This is a genomic window from Pectobacterium aroidearum (assembly GCF_015689195.1).
GTDB lineage: Bacteria > Pseudomonadota > Gammaproteobacteria > Enterobacterales > Enterobacteriaceae > Pectobacterium > Pectobacterium aroidearum.
Window position 1 is genome coordinate 1359756 of sequence record NZ_CP065044.1, and the last position, 15173, is coordinate 1374928.

The 15173-nt window shown below is 52.9% G+C and carries 14 protein-coding genes; 9 read left to right on the forward strand and 5 right to left on the reverse strand.

Annotation, left to right across the window (positions count from 1 at the left end):
• Positions 1-9: 9 nt before the first annotated feature.
• A complete protein-coding gene (locus I2D83_RS06115) occupies positions 10-633 on the reverse strand; it encodes a glutathione S-transferase family protein (protein WP_205947720.1) in 624 nt (207 codons plus the stop codon).
• 149 nt (positions 634-782) lie between these two features.
• Positions 783-2063 (reverse strand): glutamate-1-semialdehyde 2,1-aminomutase, encoded by a 1281-nt coding sequence (gene hemL / locus I2D83_RS06120; protein ID WP_015841272.1) that lies wholly within the window; start codon positions 2061-2063, stop codon positions 783-785.
• Positions 2064-2236: 173 nt separating this feature from the next.
• Here hemL and clcA point away from each other — a divergent pair, with 173 nt between their 5' ends.
• Together clcA and erpA are read left to right on the forward strand one after the other, a co-directional pair.
• Positions 2237-3652, forward strand: coding sequence for a H(+)/Cl(-) exchange transporter ClcA (clcA, locus tag I2D83_RS06125; protein WP_205947721.1), 1416 nt, complete (start codon positions 2237-2239; stop codon positions 3650-3652).
• A gap of 79 nt (positions 3653-3731) precedes the next feature.
• Positions 3732-4079: an iron-sulfur cluster insertion protein ErpA gene (gene erpA, locus I2D83_RS06130; RefSeq protein WP_015841270.1), complete on the forward strand. Its 348-nt coding sequence runs from the start codon at positions 3732-3734 to the stop codon at positions 4077-4079.
• A gap of 137 nt (positions 4080-4216) precedes the next feature.
• On the opposite strand, the gene I2D83_RS06135 is transcribed toward erpA, so the two are convergent.
• The 3 genes from I2D83_RS06135 to mtnN all read right to left on the reverse strand — a co-directional run bounded on the left by I2D83_RS06135 (position 4217) and on the right by mtnN (position 6258).
• Positions 4217-4495: a hypothetical protein gene (locus I2D83_RS06135; protein WP_205947722.1), complete on the reverse strand. Its 279-nt coding sequence runs from the start codon at positions 4493-4495 to the stop codon at positions 4217-4219.
• A gap of 231 nt (positions 4496-4726) precedes the next feature.
• The gene (btuF, locus tag I2D83_RS06140; RefSeq protein ID WP_181845587.1) at positions 4727-5557 is read right to left on the reverse strand and encodes a vitamin B12 ABC transporter substrate-binding protein BtuF; all 831 of its coding nucleotides are present in this window, start codon (positions 5555-5557) and stop codon (positions 4727-4729) included.
• Positions 5558-5559: 2 nt separating this feature from the next.
• Positions 5560-6258, reverse strand: coding sequence for a 5'-methylthioadenosine/S-adenosylhomocysteine nucleosidase (gene mtnN / locus I2D83_RS06145; RefSeq protein WP_205947723.1), 699 nt, complete (start codon positions 6256-6258; stop codon positions 5560-5562).
• Between the two features lie 121 nt (positions 6259-6379).
• On the opposite strand from mtnN, the gene dgt reads away from it, so the two are divergent.
• The 7 genes from dgt to I2D83_RS06180 all read left to right on the forward strand — a co-directional run bounded on the left by dgt (position 6380) and on the right by I2D83_RS06180 (position 15164).
• Positions 6380-7891: a dGTPase gene (gene dgt / locus I2D83_RS06150; protein WP_205947724.1), complete on the forward strand. Its 1512-nt coding sequence runs from the start codon at positions 6380-6382 to the stop codon at positions 7889-7891.
• A 189-nt stretch (positions 7892-8080) separates the two neighbouring features.
• Positions 8081-9538, forward strand: a complete 1458-nt coding sequence (degP, locus tag I2D83_RS06155; RefSeq protein ID WP_180779613.1) for a serine endoprotease DegP — start codon at positions 8081-8083, stop codon at positions 9536-9538.
• Positions 9539-9770: 232 nt separating this feature from the next.
• Positions 9771-10928 (forward strand): CdaR family transcriptional regulator, encoded by a 1158-nt coding sequence (locus I2D83_RS06160; RefSeq protein WP_015841264.1) that lies wholly within the window; start codon positions 9771-9773, stop codon positions 10926-10928.
• Between the two features lie 390 nt (positions 10929-11318).
• On the forward strand, positions 11319-12323 hold the full coding sequence (locus I2D83_RS06165) for a sulfate ABC transporter substrate-binding protein (protein ID WP_413232275.1): 1005 nt from the start codon (positions 11319-11321) through the stop codon (positions 12321-12323).
• A 152-nt stretch (positions 12324-12475) separates the two neighbouring features.
• Entirely contained in the window at positions 12476-13288 is an 813-nt protein-coding gene (cysT, locus tag I2D83_RS06170) for a sulfate ABC transporter permease subunit CysT (RefSeq protein WP_010280704.1), read from the forward strand.
• A 12-nt stretch (positions 13289-13300) separates the two neighbouring features.
• Positions 13301-14182: a sulfate ABC transporter permease subunit CysW gene (cysW, locus tag I2D83_RS06175; protein ID WP_015841263.1), complete on the forward strand. Its 882-nt coding sequence runs from the start codon at positions 13301-13303 to the stop codon at positions 14180-14182.
• Positions 14172-15164 (forward strand): sulfate/molybdate ABC transporter ATP-binding protein, encoded by a 993-nt coding sequence (locus I2D83_RS06180; RefSeq protein ID WP_180779612.1) that lies wholly within the window; start codon positions 14172-14174, stop codon positions 15162-15164. Before cysW ends, I2D83_RS06180 begins: the two co-directional genes overlap by 11 nt.
• The last annotated feature ends 9 nt before the right edge of the window (positions 15165-15173 follow it).

The window sequence follows — 15173 nt, forward strand, 5'->3', positions numbered from 1 at the left end:
AACATCGCGTTATGGCGTGCCGTTTCGTCCCCAGGTCAGGTAGCCTGCGCGCTCGCTTAAGCGCTCATAGTAGGCACGGACGGCGGGATAGTCCGTGTGTTCCAGTGGCGTTTCATACCAGCGGTTTACTGATAGTCCGATGGGAATGTCGGCCAGCGTAAACGCTTGTCCTGCAACGTAGTGGCCGGTTCGCTCCAGTTGCTGATTCAAAATGCCCATGGTACGTGACCAAAGATTGCAGGATGCCGTCAAGAGCTGGGGATCCTGGTGGGCGGGAGACTGACGCACCAGCGACATAAAAGCGTAACGCCATGAAGGATTGAGTTCGTTCGCTTGCCAATCGATCCATTGATCGACCGTCGCACGGCTACGCGGATCCTGCGGGTAGAGCCAGGCGCCGTCCTTTGCATTGGCGAGGTAACGTATAATCGCGTTCGATTCCCACATGACAAAATCGTCATCCTGAATAACCGGTATCATGGCATTAGGATTGAGCGCCAAAAACGCTGGTGATTGCGGTGACTGATAGCCCTCACCCCAGTCTTCTCGGTGAAAGGGAATCGCCAACTCATCGCACAGCCACAGCACTTTCCGAACGTTGATCGACGATGTGCGCCCTAGAATTTTTAACATGACCTCTCCGCTATTTTCAGGAACAGACACTTACTCATAACCAATTTGAGACGGCTTGTCATTCTCAAACGAGAACCCTGACGAAAAAAAGGGAGGAAGGGATAAATTGAGTCGCGACGGCGTCAGCGAGTGACGCCGTCGAGGTAAATTTACAGGCGTGAGAAGCAGAGCTGTGCGGCTTCGATGGTGCGGTCAATGTCCTGTGGCGTATGCGCCAGCGACATAAAGCCCGCTTCAAAAGCGGACGGTGCGAGATAAACTCCTTCTTCCAGCATCATGTGGAAGAACAGCTTAAAGCGCTCGACGTCGCACTTCATCACATCCTGGTAGCAGGTAACGCTCTCGGCATCCGTGAAGAACAGACCAAACATACCGCCCGCCTGATTCACGACTAGCGGAATATTTTCGGCTTTCGCGGCAGCCAGCAGGCCTTCTGCTAGCTGATTGGTCAACGCGGTGAGCTTTTCATGGACACCGGGTTTCGCCACTTCCGTCAAACAGGCAAAGCCTGCCGCCATAGCAATCGGGTTGCCGGACAGTGTTCCCGCCTGATAAACCGGACCGGTCGGTGCCAGCGCCTGCATGACTTCACGCTTGCCGCCGAATGCGCCAACTGGCATGCCGCCGCCGATGATTTTCCCCAGACAGGTCAGATCCGGCACCACGCCGTAGTGCGACTGTGCACCCGCCAGTGCGACGCGGAAGCCGGTCATCACTTCATCGATGATGAATAAAGCACCAAACTCGTCGCACAGGGCGCGCAGGCCAGGAAGGAAATCCGGCAGCGGTGGAACGCAGTTCATGTTGCCCGCAACGGGTTCGACAATGATTGCAGCGATTTCGTCAGGGTATTGTTCAAACGCCGCGCGTACAGATGACAGATCGTTATAGACGCAGGTTAGCGTATGGCGGGCGAAATCAGCAGGAACGCCGGGAGAGTTCGGTTGACCCAGCGTCAGCGCGCCGGAACCGGCTTTCACCAACAGGCAATCGGCGTGGCCGTGGTAGCAGCCTTCAAATTTAATGATTTTGTCGCGACCGGTGTAGCCACGTGCCAGACGGATTGCGCTCATGGTGGCTTCGGTGCCGGAGTTGACCATCCGCACCATGTCCATGCTGGGCACCAGTGAGGTAACCAGACGTGCCATCTGCACTTCCATCTCGGTCGGCGCGCCAAAACTCAGGCCGCGTTCTGCGGCGGCGATCACCGCATCACGAATTGCCGGGTGATTGTGCCCCAGCACCATTGGACCCCACGATCCCACGTAATCAATGTACGCTTGTTCGTCGGCGTCGTAGAGATAAGCGCCATCAGCCCGTTCGATGAACAGCGGGGTACCGCCGACGCCGTTAAAAGCACGAACGGGTGAGTTTACACCGCCGGGAATAAGTTGCTGTGCCGCAGCATACAGGCTTTCAGATTTGTTCATTACGCGGTCCTGACTGGTCTTAATCGTAAAATGTAGGGGTATTCTAATAAACTGACCGCCGTTATGAAATCGCTGTATCAGCAGATGCGGGTCTCTTTGTCTTCTGTTCTGGTCAAATAGGCAGTTTTATCCTTAAGGGGTAACATAGTGACTCTTATTTCTCTTTTTTGGTTATGACCGTTGTGATCAGACTTTCTGCACCCGTTTCTTCTGCGGCGGAGCGCCGCGCTGCCATCGCACAATTTATGCGGCGCGATAAAACCCCCGCGTTGATTCTTCTGCTGGCGGCGATAGTAGGAACGTTAACCGGGTTGGTCGGCGTGGCATTTGAACGTACGGTGAACTGGGTTATACAACAGCGAATGGCACTCTTGACGCATTTTCCTGAAAGCGGGGTGAGCTGGCTTGCTGCTGCGGCGGTGTCGGCTGTACTTGCGGTATGGGGGTATTTTCTGGTTCGGCGATTCGCTCCAGAAGCGGGTGGATCGGGGATTCCCGAAATTGAGGGCGCGTTAGAAGAACTCAGACCGGTACGCTGGTGGCGCGTATTGCCCGTTAAGTTTTTTGGCGGTATTGGCACGCTCGGGTCGGGAATGGTGCTGGGGCGTGAAGGGCCGACGGTACAACTGGGGGGAAATATTGGCGGCATGGTTGCGGACATGTTGCCCAAAAGGCAGCAGGACGGGCGCCATTCATTATTAGCTACCGGTGCGGCGGCCGGGCTATCCGCTGCCTTTAATGCGCCGTTGGCCGGAATACTTTTTATCATTGAGGAAATGCGCCCTCAGTTCCGCTATAGCCTCATCTCAATTAAAGCGGTCTTCATTGGCGTCATTATGTCGAGCATCGTATTTCGTCTCTTCAACGGCGAACAGGCTGTGATCGATATAGGGCAATTGCCTTCCGCACCGCTCAAGACGCTGTGGTTATATTTGGTGCTTGGGATTATTTTTGGCGTCGTCGGTGTGGTGTTTAATGCTCTGGTGTTACGTACTCAAGCGCTGTTTTTGGCCTTCCACGGTAAGCGGATGTCTCGCTTCCTGCTGGTCGGCGCACTGGCGGGCGGCCTCTATGGCGTGCTGTCTATTGTTTTTCATGAAGCAACCGGAGGCGGGTTTTCGCTTATTCCCCTTGCGGCGGCGGAGCATTACAGCATTAGTATGCTCTTTGTGATCTTTATAATCCGCGTCTTCATGACGCTGCTTTGTTTCGGATCGGGCGCGCCAGGGGGGATTTTTGCACCGATGTTGGCGTTGGGAACACTGCTTGGAGCTGCGTTTGGTATGGCGGCCAGTCAGTTGTTTCCTGATTATGCGATTGGCGCCAGTACGTTTGCTGTGGCGGGTATGGGAGCACTGTTCGCGGCATCGGTTCGTGCTCCACTTACCGGCATCGTTCTGGTGTTGGAAATGACTGACAACTACCAGTTGATCTTACCCATGATCGTGACGTGTCTGGGCGCGACACTGTTGGCGCAGTTTCTGGGAGGGAAGCCGCTATATTCTTCTATTCTGGCGAGGACGCTGCAGCGACAGGCGTTGGCTGAGCAGGAGCAGCAGATTAATTCAACAATTTCTGTCAAATCTTGAACGTTTTCGCAGACTGCCGGATAATAAGCGTATGAGTATGGGTCTATCACCTGATAAGCCCTGAGTTGGGAGTAAAAATATGAGCGACGATATAGCAGCACTGCCTCTGCAATTTACTGATGCAGCGGCAAGCAAGGTGAAAAACCTGATTGCTGATGAAGAAAACCCAGAGCTGAAACTGCGCGTGTATATCACGGGTGGCGGCTGTAGCGGCTTCCAGTACGGTTTTACCTTTGATGATCAAATCAACGACGGCGATATGACCATTGAGAAGCAAGGGGTGTCGCTGGTGGTTGACCCGATGAGCCTGCAATATCTGGTTGGCGGTGCGGTGGATTATACCGAAGGGCTGGAAGGTTCTCGCTTTGTCGTGACGAATCCGAATGCGAAATCCACCTGTGGCTGTGGTTCCTCTTTCAGCGTCTGATCCCGCATTGCGGTGATGGGCCGACTAAGAAAACAAAAACCGTGTCTTGGTAACAAGACACGGTTTTTTTATAGTAAACCAGCAATCTGTCACAAGAGGCGCTAATTAAAAGAATACGCCGCGTATTTTTACTGTGATTACCATTCAACCGTAATCAGACGCGTTTCCGGACTCTGCGTAGTTTTTGCCGCAGAAGCAGAAAGTTTTGCCTGATCGATCTGAATACGTGACTCAGTAATCTTAGGTTGTGGGACAGAGACTACGTTACATGTCATTTGATATTGACCGGATTGAGGTGTTACGCCGCACGCCGGTAGTATCGTCAGTTGAGCGTTAATTTGCCCACCCTGATTCCCTGCATATGCCGTGGTACAGGCTACCATCAGTAAGCCCGCGTAAAGCAACGCATTTTTCATAGTTAAAGCTACCTGGTGTTAAAGGAACCGCTACCGGTTCAAAATTTTCTCATTTTGTATTGCTTTGGCTTTATCGCCGGGTGGTAATTAATGCCATCAATGATGCCTATAATTCCACCGTTACGCTCAGATTATCGGCAAATGTTGGCGAAATAAAAGCCTGTGAGTGTTACAACTTGTATATTAATGAAGCTATTGTTATCGAAGTGATTTCACAGTGTTAATTAACAATCACTTTGCTGACGAAGAGCCGGGGCTTAATGCTGTTAATTGAGAACAAATTTGTTGAGCCGCCAATAGCAAACGTGGGCCGCTACGGCTAAACCAGTCTTCATTCACGGTAATCACCGGCACTGCTAATTGCGGCTGCCAAAACGTCTGCACGCTGGCAATTTTATCTGGCGAACCGCCGATAATAATGGCCTGTGGTTGTCGCCTTAACACCTGTTCACGGCTAACCTGCGGCCAGGGCACTGGGCTATCGCTAAAGATATTTTCTGCGCCGCACAGCGAAACGATCTGGCTTTGCAGCGTCGCTTGCGACGAAGTAAACAGCGGCTGAGTGCCGAATTGAATGAATACCCGAAGTGATGCTGCGTTCTGCCCCTCGCCCGTGTGCCGTAGCCTGCCTATTTCCTGCTGAAAATCTGTCGCAGCCCGTTCGGCTTGCTCTGGATGGCGGCTGTAGGTCGCCAACTGTCGCAATGACGCGGGGATATCGTCTAACGTTTTTGCATCCAGATAAACGATGGGAATCGAGAAGTTGGCGAGCTGTTCCAGCGGCCGTTGTGGATTGCCCTCGCGCCAGGCCAGAATCAGATCGGGCTTAAGCGCGAGGATCCGCTCCAGGTTGATTCCTTGCCAGGAAGCCACCTGTTCCAGCTTTTTCGCTTCTGGTGGGTAATCTGACCAGGCGCTGACCGCAATCAGCTGTTCGCCCATGCCTGCGGCATAGGCCATTTCCGTTGCGTGTGGTGCGAGGCTAATGACACGCTGTGGAAGGGCATAAGCGGCGGTGCAAAGCAGTAGCCCGGTCAGCCAGCAGAGGAACCTGACAGTCACGATTAGCGTGCGGCCAGCTTGGCCAGAATCGCTTCCACCATCCGCGTTGATTGCTGCGCTGCAACGCTTAGGAATTCATCGAAACTCAGGTGTGATGCTTTATCGGCTACATCAGAAATGGCACGCACAACCACAAACGGGACGGCGAACTGATGGCAGACATGGGCGATCGCCGTCGCTTCCATTTCCACTGCGATTGCTTTCGGGAAGGTCGTGCGGATGCGTGCTAATGGTTCTGCGCCGTTAATGAAGGCATCACCGCTGACAACCAGACCGCGTACGGCGTTTAGCTGTAAATCAGCAATCGCTTCCTGTGCCAGTGCGATGAGTTTTTCATCGGCAGCGAAAGCGGCAGGGCAGCCCGCCATCTGGCCGGGTTCATAGCCAAAGGCTGTGACGTCGGCGTCGTGGTAGCGTACTTCATCGGAAACCACGATATCACCCACGTTCAAGCTAGGTGCCAGCCCGCCTGCGGAGCCGGTGTTAATTACGACGTCTGGCTTGCTGTGCTCCATCAGCAGCGTGGTGCCCAGCGCGGCGGAAACTTTGCCGATACCGGATTTCAGCAGGGCGACATCTACCCCGTTGATTTGCCCAGTGTAAATTTCACAACCTGCACGCTGGAAGGTTTGACGGTTTTCAATCCGATCGCGCAGCAGCGTTACTTCTTGTTCCATCGCGCCGATAATACCGACTTTCATAAGGTTCCCCGCAAATTCTGTTATAAATGGAAGGCGTGTAGCTGGGGTTAGTCTATCATGGCTAGCGGGATGAGATGGAGTGTGCATTATTTTGCTGTAGCGGGATGATAGGGAGAACCGTATGTCTGATATCGATTTCGCCAAAAAAATGAGCTTTCAGCGACATTTTAGCCGACCTAAAACGGCTGATGATGCTTATACGATCGTGCGCCAGTTTGAGAGCGATCGGGGGCGTATTATTAACTCCGCCGCCATCCGCCGCTTACAGCAAAAAACTCAGGTCTTCCCGCTGGAACGTAACGCGGCTGTTCGTTCCCGTCTGACCCATTCGATGGAAGTTCAACAGGTGGGGCGTTATATCGCCAAAGAGATTTTGCACCGTCTGCAAGGCGATGGGCGACTCGCAGAGTTGGGTCTTGACGATAGACAAACGCCGTTTGAAAGCATGGTCGAAATGGCGTGCCTGATGCATGACATCGGTAATCCGCCTTTTGGGCATTTTGGCGAATCGGCAATTAACCAATGGTTCAGAAAATGGCTGGATAGCCACTATCTGGACAGTGAATTCCCTGAGCATGTCGATGATTGTAAATCCCCTGTGCTGCGGATGCAGCAAGACGGCTTGGATGAATTGCGTGGGAAAATCCGGCAGGATCTGAGCCATTTTGAAGGCAACGCACAGGCGATCAGACTGGTTCACACGCTGCTGAAACTTAACCTGACCTACGGACAGGTCGCCTGTATTTTGAAATATACCCGCCCCGCGTATTGGCACGGTAAGCTTCCGCCAGACTATGACTATTTAATGAAGAAGCCGGGCTACTATCTGGCAGAAGAAGCGTTTGTCGCCACACTGCGTGAAGAGCTGGATATGGGGGAATTTCATCGCCATCCGCTGAGCTACATTATGGAAGCGGCCGATGATGTGTCCTACTGTATTGCGGATCTGGAAGATGCCGTCGAGAAAGATATGCTTACGATCGAAGAACTTTACGATCGCCTGCGCGAGAATTGGGGTGAGGGAGAAGAGAAAGACATCTTCGCTAAAACGATCGAACGTGCTTACAAAGAACGTAAGCGTTTGCAATGGCGCAGTCAGGATGATCAGTTTTTCATGAATCTTCGCGTTTATACCGTGGGGCAAATGGTGCCGCATGCTGCACTGCGTTTTCTCGATAACCTTCCTGAAGTCTATGCCGGCTCGTTCAATCAGGCGTTGCTTGAGGATGATAGCCCGCAGAACCGCTTATTAGGTATTTTCAAACGCGTCGCCTTAAAACACGTTTTTAATCATCATGAGGTTGAACAGCTGGAGTTACAGGGAGATCGCGTCATTCGCGGCCTGCTGGATATTTATAGTCCGCTGCTCGAAATGCCCTATCAGGATTTCAGTCAGCTTGTCCGAGACGACACGCACAGACGCTATCCGATTGAAACGCGGCTTTATCACAAGCTATCCAGCAAGCACTGTCTGGCCTATTGCGAAGCGGTTGCCGCGTTGGAGCCATTACCCGAAAACGAGCGAATCGTCCGTGAATATTACTATCGCGCGCGTCTGATTCAGGATTACATCAGCGGTATGACGGATTTGTATGCCTACGATGAATACCGCAAGCTGATGGCGGCAGACTAGCGATGAACAGACGGCAATGGAAATCGCGAGTTTTGTAAAGCCGTTCAATATTTCCTTACGCTTCACGATCTTCCCCTCGGGAACATTGTTGGTCCATATTTATCTCATACAGCACGACCACTGAGTGTACCCGGTGTTGGGTACACGGGCCGTAAGACTCGCGTGTTGATTACTATGAGATATATTCCTATGAAAAGAAAATCACTGGTTTTGAGTGCGCTGGCGTTAAGTCTGGCGATGGCGATGGGTACTACCACGGCGAATGCGGCTGAGTCAGCGGCGTCTGCCGCGTCATCGGGTCAATTACCCAGCCTGGCTCCTATGCTGGAAAAGGTCATGCCTTCCGTCGTAAGCATCTACGTGGAAGGGCATACCACTAAAGAAAACAATGCCGGCAAAGAAGGCATTCCGCCGCAGCTTCAGCCGTTTTTTGGTGAGAACTCGCCTTTCTGCCAGGACGGCTCGCCGTTCCAGTCGTCGCCGATGTGTCAGGGAGAAGGTGACGACGATGGCGACGGCCAGCAGCAACCAAAACAGGAAAACTTTCAGGCACTGGGTGCGGGCGTTGTGATTAATGCGGAAAAAGGCTACGTGGTGACCAACAGTCACGTGGTGGAGAACGCCGATAAGATTCAGGTTCGCCTCAGTGATGGCCGCAAGTATGACGGCAAAGTGTTAGGCAAAGACCCGCGTTCTGATATCGCGCTGGTGCAGTTGAAAGACTTTAAAAATCTGACCGCGATTAAGGTCGCCGATTCCGATCAACTGCGGGTTGGTGATTACACGGTAGCGATTGGTAACCCGTATGGTCTGGGCGAAACGGCGACATCGGGCATTGTGTCCGCGCTGGGGCGTAGCGGGTTGAATATTGAAAACTACGAGAACTTTATTCAGACCGATGCGGCGATTAACCGGGGGAATTCCGGTGGCGCGTTAGTGAATCTGAATGGGGAACTGGTTGGTCTGAATACCGCGATTCTTGCGCCAGATGGCGGCAATATCGGGATTGGCTTTGCTATCCCCAGCAATATGGTGAAAAGCGTCGTGGCACAGATTGTCGAATTTGGTGAAGTGAAGCGCGGCGAGCTGGGTATCACCGGGACGGAATTGAACTCCGAACTGGCGCAGGCAATGAAGGTTGATGCCCAGCGTGGCGCGTTTGTAAGTCAGGTGCGGCCGAAATCGGCGGCAGACGAAGCAGGCATCAAGGCGGGGGATGTGATCGTCACGCTGAATGGCAAAGCGGTCAGCAGCTTCTCCGCGTTGCGTGCGCAGGTTGGCTCGCTGCCGGTGGGGAGCAAAGTGGCGTTGGGGCTGCTGCGTGAGGGTAAACCGCTGACGGTAGAGGTGACGCTGCAACAGAGCAATCAGGCTCAGGTGGCTTCCGGTAATCTCTACTCTGGCATTGAAGGTGCCGAGCTGAGCAATACGCAGGTGGACGGCGCAAAAGGCGTCAAGGTGGATAACGTTAAACCGGGGTCCGCTGCGGCTAAAATTGGCCTGAAGAAGGACGACATTATTCTCGGTGTCAACCAACAGGCCGTACAGAATATTGGCGAGTTGCGCAAAATTCTGGATAGCAAGCCGGCTGTATTAGCCTTGAATGTACGCCGTGGCGACAGCACGATTTATCTGCTGGCTCAATAACCGCTCTGTTCAACGTGTAAGTTGATAATTGCCTTTTAAGACAGCTTGTTACGTTGATTATCTGGTCGGGCACTCCGGTGCCCGACGACTTCTTGCTTCTCCATGAAAGCGCTTTTGTGAGTTCTTCCACAGATTTAATCTAATTCCCGTTTCTTTGTTAATTTGCACAATGTGTGGCGCACGGTGTGGCGGTATGCTGGTGCAATTGTCAATGTTCCTCTCAGAGGTAAAAATGGCGTCGTATCATCTCAATGCCAAGATGGCACAGGATATTGTCGCGCGGACCATGCAGATCATTGATAGTAATATCAACGTGATGGATGCTCGCGGTAAGATTATCGGCAGTGGCGATCAGGAACGATTGGGGGAACTGCACGAAGGGGCGCTGCTGGCACTTTCGCAGGGGCGAGTCGTTGATATTGATGATGCCGTGGCGCGCCACCTGCACGGCGTGCGTCCGGGGATCAATTTACCCTTGCGCATCGACGGTGAAATCGTTGGCGTTATCGGTTTAACGGGCAATCCAAGCCAACTGCGACAGTACGGCGAACTGGTCTGTATGACGGCGGAAATGATGCTGGAACAGGCGAGGTTGTTGCATATGCTGGCGCAGGATAGCCGTCTGCGTGAAGAGTTGGTGTTGAACCTGATCCGTACTGACGATCTTTCTCCCGCCCTCATGGAGTGGGCGCAGCGCTTAGGCATCGATCTGAATAAGCCACGCGTCGCGGCGGTGATCGAAGTGGACAGCGGGCAGCTCGGGGTGGATTCCGCCATGGCGGAGCTACAGCAGTTGCAGACGCTGCTGACTACGCCGGAACGTGACAACCTGATCGCGATCGTTTCCCTGACAGAAATGGTGGTGCTAAAACCGGCGTTGAACAGCCACGGGCGTTGGGATGCAGAAGATCATCGGCGGCGGGTGGATACGCTGATGTCGCGAATGGCGGAAAGCAGCCGGCTGCGGGTGCGGCTGGCGCTGGGGAACTATTTTGCCGGCCCCGGCAGTATCGCGCGTTCCTATCGCACGGCGCGCACGACCATGAGCGTGGGCAAACAGCGTATGCCTGCTCAGCGCTGTTATTACTATCAGGATCTGATGTTACCCGTACTGCTGGACAGCCTGCGCGGCGGTTGGCAGGCAAATGAACTGGTGCGGCCGCTCTCGAAGCTTAAAGCGATGGACGGCAATGGTCTGCTGCGTCGGACGCTGGGTGCCTGGTTCCGTAATAACGTTCAGCCCGGCGCGACGGCGAAAGCGCTATTTATTCACCGCAATACGCTGGAATATCGCCTCAATCGCATCTCTGAGCTGACGGGTTTAGATCTGGGAAATTTCGACGACCGTCTGTTGCTGTACGTGGCTTTGCAGTTGGATGAAGAAGAGTAGGGCTGAAAATTGACGGTTTTTACTTAACCCTGTTTGTTCTCCGCCGTACTCACCTGATGCCGTAGGGCATCAGGGTTATCTCAGTTTTACTCGCAAAAAAGAGCTCTGCTGCAATAAAATTGCTTAGATTGAAAACTATTACATAACCATTAACAATATAACGCGATAGCATAAATTATCGCGAAACAATATTTTTGCCCCCTCCCTATATCCACTATTGTCACTTCCATGTTGTCAGCCTGATATACCTATCCTATTTCAAGCTGCATGCGCGCTGTGCAAAACGATCGTGTTTTGCCCTGCAAATCGAATTATTTAAGTTATGAATCAGTCACATCCGTCATGATTTTATCTGATACTTTCGAGCATTAGGGAGTGATAAGAATGTCAATACGTCGTCTGGGGTTATCTGTTGCTACGGCAGCACTGTTGTTTTCCGGTGTGGCCTCGGCGGCTACCGAATTATTAAACGTGTCTTACGATCCGACGCGTGAACTGTATCAGCAATACAATGCGGCGTTTATTAAGCATTGGAAAGCGACCACTGGTGAAGATATCACTATCAAAAATTCGCACGGCGGTTCTGGAAAGCAGGCGCGTTCGGTGATTGACGGCTTGCAGGCCGATGTGGTGACGCTGGCGCTGGCCGGTGATATTGATGCATTAAACCTGAATCAACAGCTGATCGAGCCTAAGTGGCAGGCGCGTTTGCCTGACAACAGCACGCCTTATACCTCCACCATCGTTTTTCTGGTGCGTAAAGGTAATCCAAAGCAAATCAAAGACTGGAACGATCTGGTGAAGCCGGGCGTTGAAGTCATCACGCCAAACCCGAAAACTTCTGGCGGCGCACGTTGGAACTTCCTGGCTGCATGGGCGTATGCCAAAGCGCAACCGGGCGGTAATGATGAAACCGCACTGAAATTTGTGACTGAACTGTATCGTCATGCGCCCGTTCTCGATACCGGTGCGCGTGGGGCAACCATTAGCTTTGTACAGCGTCAGTTAGGCGATGTGCTGCTGGCATGGGAAAACGAAGCGTACCTGTCTCTGCAAGAGCAGGGCGGCGATCAGCTTGAGATCGTCACACCATCTCTGTCAATTCTGGCTGAACCGCCGGTTGCCGTTGTGGACAAAGTCGTTGAGCGCAAGGGAACGCAGAAACAGGCTGAAGCTTATCTGCAATACCTTTACAGCGATGAAGCGCAGCGCATCATCGGTAAAAATTTCTACCGCCCACGTAACGCCAAGATTGCCGAAGAGTTTAAGGATCAGTTTGCACCGGTGAATCTGGTGACGATCGATAAGGACTTCGGTGGCTGGAAAGCGGCACAGGATAAATTCTTTAACGATGGCGGCGTGTTCGACGCAATCTTTAAAGAGATCAATAAGTAAGTTTTAACGTCTGACGGATTAAGGCCGCTATCACCTAGCGGCTTTTTTCAGGTTAAAAGGCTGGCGAGAGCCGCCCGAAACCTTCTGTCAGGTAGCGCGTGTCGGCAAGCAGTTGTTGGCTGGGTAGTGAGTATGAAAATTAAAGGCACGGTATGTCACAGCGTTCTTCCTCAGTGATTCCCGGTTTTGGGCTAACGTTAGGGTTTAGCCTGAGCTATTTAGGATTAATTGTCCTCATTCCGTTGGCGGGGATGTTTTTATATGCCAGCCAACTAACGTTCGGCCAGTTTTGGGATCTGATAACCAGCCGCCAGGTGCTTTTCTCCCTGCGGCTTTCGTTTGGTACGGCGCTGGCTGCGGCTTTTATTAACGGTATTCTCGGGACGCTGCTGGCCTGGGTTCTTGTGCGTTATACCTTTCCCGGCCGTAAAGTGATCGATGCCATGATCGATATGCCTTTCGCGCTGCCCACTGCGGTCGCGGGGATTGCCCTGACGGCGCTGTATGCACCGAATGGCCTGATTGGCTCGCTGTTTCCGTTCAAAATCGCCTACACCGGGATTGGCATCACGCTGGCGCTTATTTTTGTCACGCTGCCTTTCGTGGTCAGAACGCTGCAACCGGTACTGGCCGATATTCCGAAAGAAGTCGAAGAGGCTGCCGCCTGTCTGGGCGCGCGTCCGCTTCAGGTTTTCCGCCATGTTTTGCTTCCTGCGCTGTTACCGGCGTGGCTGACAGGCTTTGCACTGGCCTTTGCTCGCGGCGTGGGGGAGTACGGCTCCGTGGTGTTTATTGCGGGGAACATTCCGTTTAAAACCGAAATCCTGCCGCTGCTGATCGTCTCCAAGCTCGATCAGTATGACTACAAAGGAGCAACCGGGATCGGCGTGTTCATGCTGCTGGTTTCTTTCATTATGCTGCTGCTGATTAACGTGTTGCAGCGCCGCATTCAACCGAAACTGTAAGGGCTGGTCGTCATGGAACAGGTTATTTCCGCTCAGGCCAGCGCGGCTAAAAGAAAAAAGCAGCCCGCAGCCTATTACATTCTGGTTTCACTCGCGTGGATCGTCTTTTTTCTGATTCTGGTTCTGCCGCTGATGATGGTGGTGACACAGGGACTGGATAAAGGCGTCGGCGCATTTTGGGACGCGATTACCGAACCGGATGCGATCTCTGCGCTCAAGCTGACGCTGCTTGCGACCGTCATTTCCGTGCCGTTAAACGTGGTGTTCGGATTGGCGACGGCGTGGTGTGTAACGAAATTCGAGTTTCGTGGTAAGAGCTTTCTGCTGGCGTTGATCGATTTACCGTTTTCCGTTTCCCCCGTTGTGGCGGGGTTGGTGTATGTGCTGCTGTTTGGTGCACAGAGCAAGATCTATCCCTTCCTGCTCGAACACGATCTGCAAATTGTTTACGCCGTACCGGGCATCGTGCTGGCGACGATTTTCGTCACATTGCCTTATGTTGCCCGTGAGCTGATTCCGCTGATGGAAGAGCAGGGTTCTCAGGAAGAAGAAGCGGCACGTCTGCTGGGAGCGAACGGCTGGCAAATGTTCTGGCATATCACGCTGCCGAATGTGAAGTGGGCGCTGATTTACGGCGTGGTGCTGTGTACTGCGCGCGCGATGGGCGAGTTTGGTGCCGTTTCCGTTATATCCGGCCATATTCGCGGCCTGACGAACACGCTGCCGCTGCATATCGAAATTCTTTATAACGAGTACAACATCGTTGCGGCCTTCAGCGTGGCGATTCTGCTGCTGATCATGTCGCTGGTGGTGCTGCTACTGCGCCAGTGGAGTGAAGGTCGATTGACGAAGCAAATACAGAAACAACAGGAGTTGGCCAAAAATGAGCATTGAGATTCGCAATATTAATAAACAATTTGGCCAGTTTCGGGCGCTGAACGAGATTAATTTGTCGATCCACAGCGGCGAGCTGGTGGCGCTGCTGGGGCCATCGGGCTGCGGTAAGACAACGCTGCTGCGTATTATTGCCGGACTGGAACAGCCGGATAGCGGCAGTATTATTTTCCACGGTCAGGATGTGTCCGTCCACGATGTGCGCAAACGTAACGTGGGGTTTGTCTTCCAGCACTACGCGCTATTCCGTCACATGACGGTGTTCGATAACGTCGCGTTTGGACTGCGAATGAAGCCGAAAAATATTCGGCCTTCGAAGAGCGATATCGAAAAGAAAGTACATGAGCTGCTGAATCTGGTGCAACTGGACTGGCTGGGGGATCGTTATCCTGAACAGCTTTCCGGCGGCCAGCGTCAGCGTATTGCACTGGCACGTGCGCTGATCGTCGAACCGAGCATCCTGCTGCTGGATGAACCCTTTGGCGCGCTGGATGCCAAGGTGCGTAAAGAGCTGCGCCGCTGGCTGTCTCAGTTGCATGAAGATATCGATCTTACATCGGTATTTGTGACGCACGATCAGGAAGAAGCGATGGAAGTGGCTGATCGTATCGTGCTGATGAATAAAGGCGTGATTGAACAAATCGGTACGCCGGCAGAGGTGTATAACAACCCGGCCAGCGAGTTTGTTTACCATTTCCTCGGCGACAGTAACCGACTGAAAGTGGCGCAAACGGAAGAGACGATTCTGTTCCGTCCTCATGAAGTGTCGCTATCCGTTCAGGCGCAGGACGGCTATCAGGCGGTGACGGTACGCGATATTCGTCCACTCGGCGCCTTAACGCGCCTGTCGCTGAAGCTGGGCGAACAGTCTGAACTGATTGAAGCGGAAGTCGCAAAAGACGATGTGAGCTTACAAGGGCTCCAGAAAGGCGATGTGATTCAGTTCAAGCCTAAGCGCTATAGCCACGATTGGGAAATCTGATCGGAAGAT

Coding starts and splice junctions, on each gene's coding strand:
- erpA (WP_015841270.1), top strand. CDS start 3,732: ATGAGCGACGATATAGCAGCACTGCCTCTGCAATTTACTGATGCAGCG.
- I2D83_RS06160 (WP_015841264.1), top strand. CDS start 9,771: ATGGCGTCGTATCATCTCAATGCCAAGATGGCACAGGATATTGTCGCG.
- degP (WP_180779613.1), top strand. CDS start 8,081: ATGAAAAGAAAATCACTGGTTTTGAGTGCGCTGGCGTTAAGTCTGGCG.
- hemL (WP_015841272.1), bottom strand. CDS start 2,063: ATGAACAAATCTGAAAGCCTGTATGCTGCGGCACAGCAACTTATTCCC.
- dgt (WP_205947724.1), top strand. CDS start 6,380: ATGTCTGATATCGATTTCGCCAAAAAAATGAGCTTTCAGCGACATTTT.
- clcA (WP_205947721.1), top strand. CDS start 2,237: ATGACCGTTGTGATCAGACTTTCTGCACCCGTTTCTTCTGCGGCGGAG.
- mtnN (WP_205947723.1), bottom strand. CDS start 6,258: ATGAAAGTCGGTATTATCGGCGCGATGGAACAAGAAGTAACGCTGCTG.
- cysT (WP_010280704.1), top strand. CDS start 12,476: ATGTCACAGCGTTCTTCCTCAGTGATTCCCGGTTTTGGGCTAACGTTA.
- I2D83_RS06115 (WP_205947720.1), bottom strand. CDS start 633: ATGTTAAAAATTCTAGGGCGCACATCGTCGATCAACGTTCGGAAAGTG.
- I2D83_RS06180 (WP_180779612.1), top strand. CDS start 14,172: ATGAGCATTGAGATTCGCAATATTAATAAACAATTTGGCCAGTTTCGG.
- cysW (WP_015841263.1), top strand. CDS start 13,301: ATGGAACAGGTTATTTCCGCTCAGGCCAGCGCGGCTAAAAGAAAAAAG.
- I2D83_RS06135 (WP_205947722.1), bottom strand. CDS start 4,495: ATGAAAAATGCGTTGCTTTACGCGGGCTTACTGATGGTAGCCTGTACC.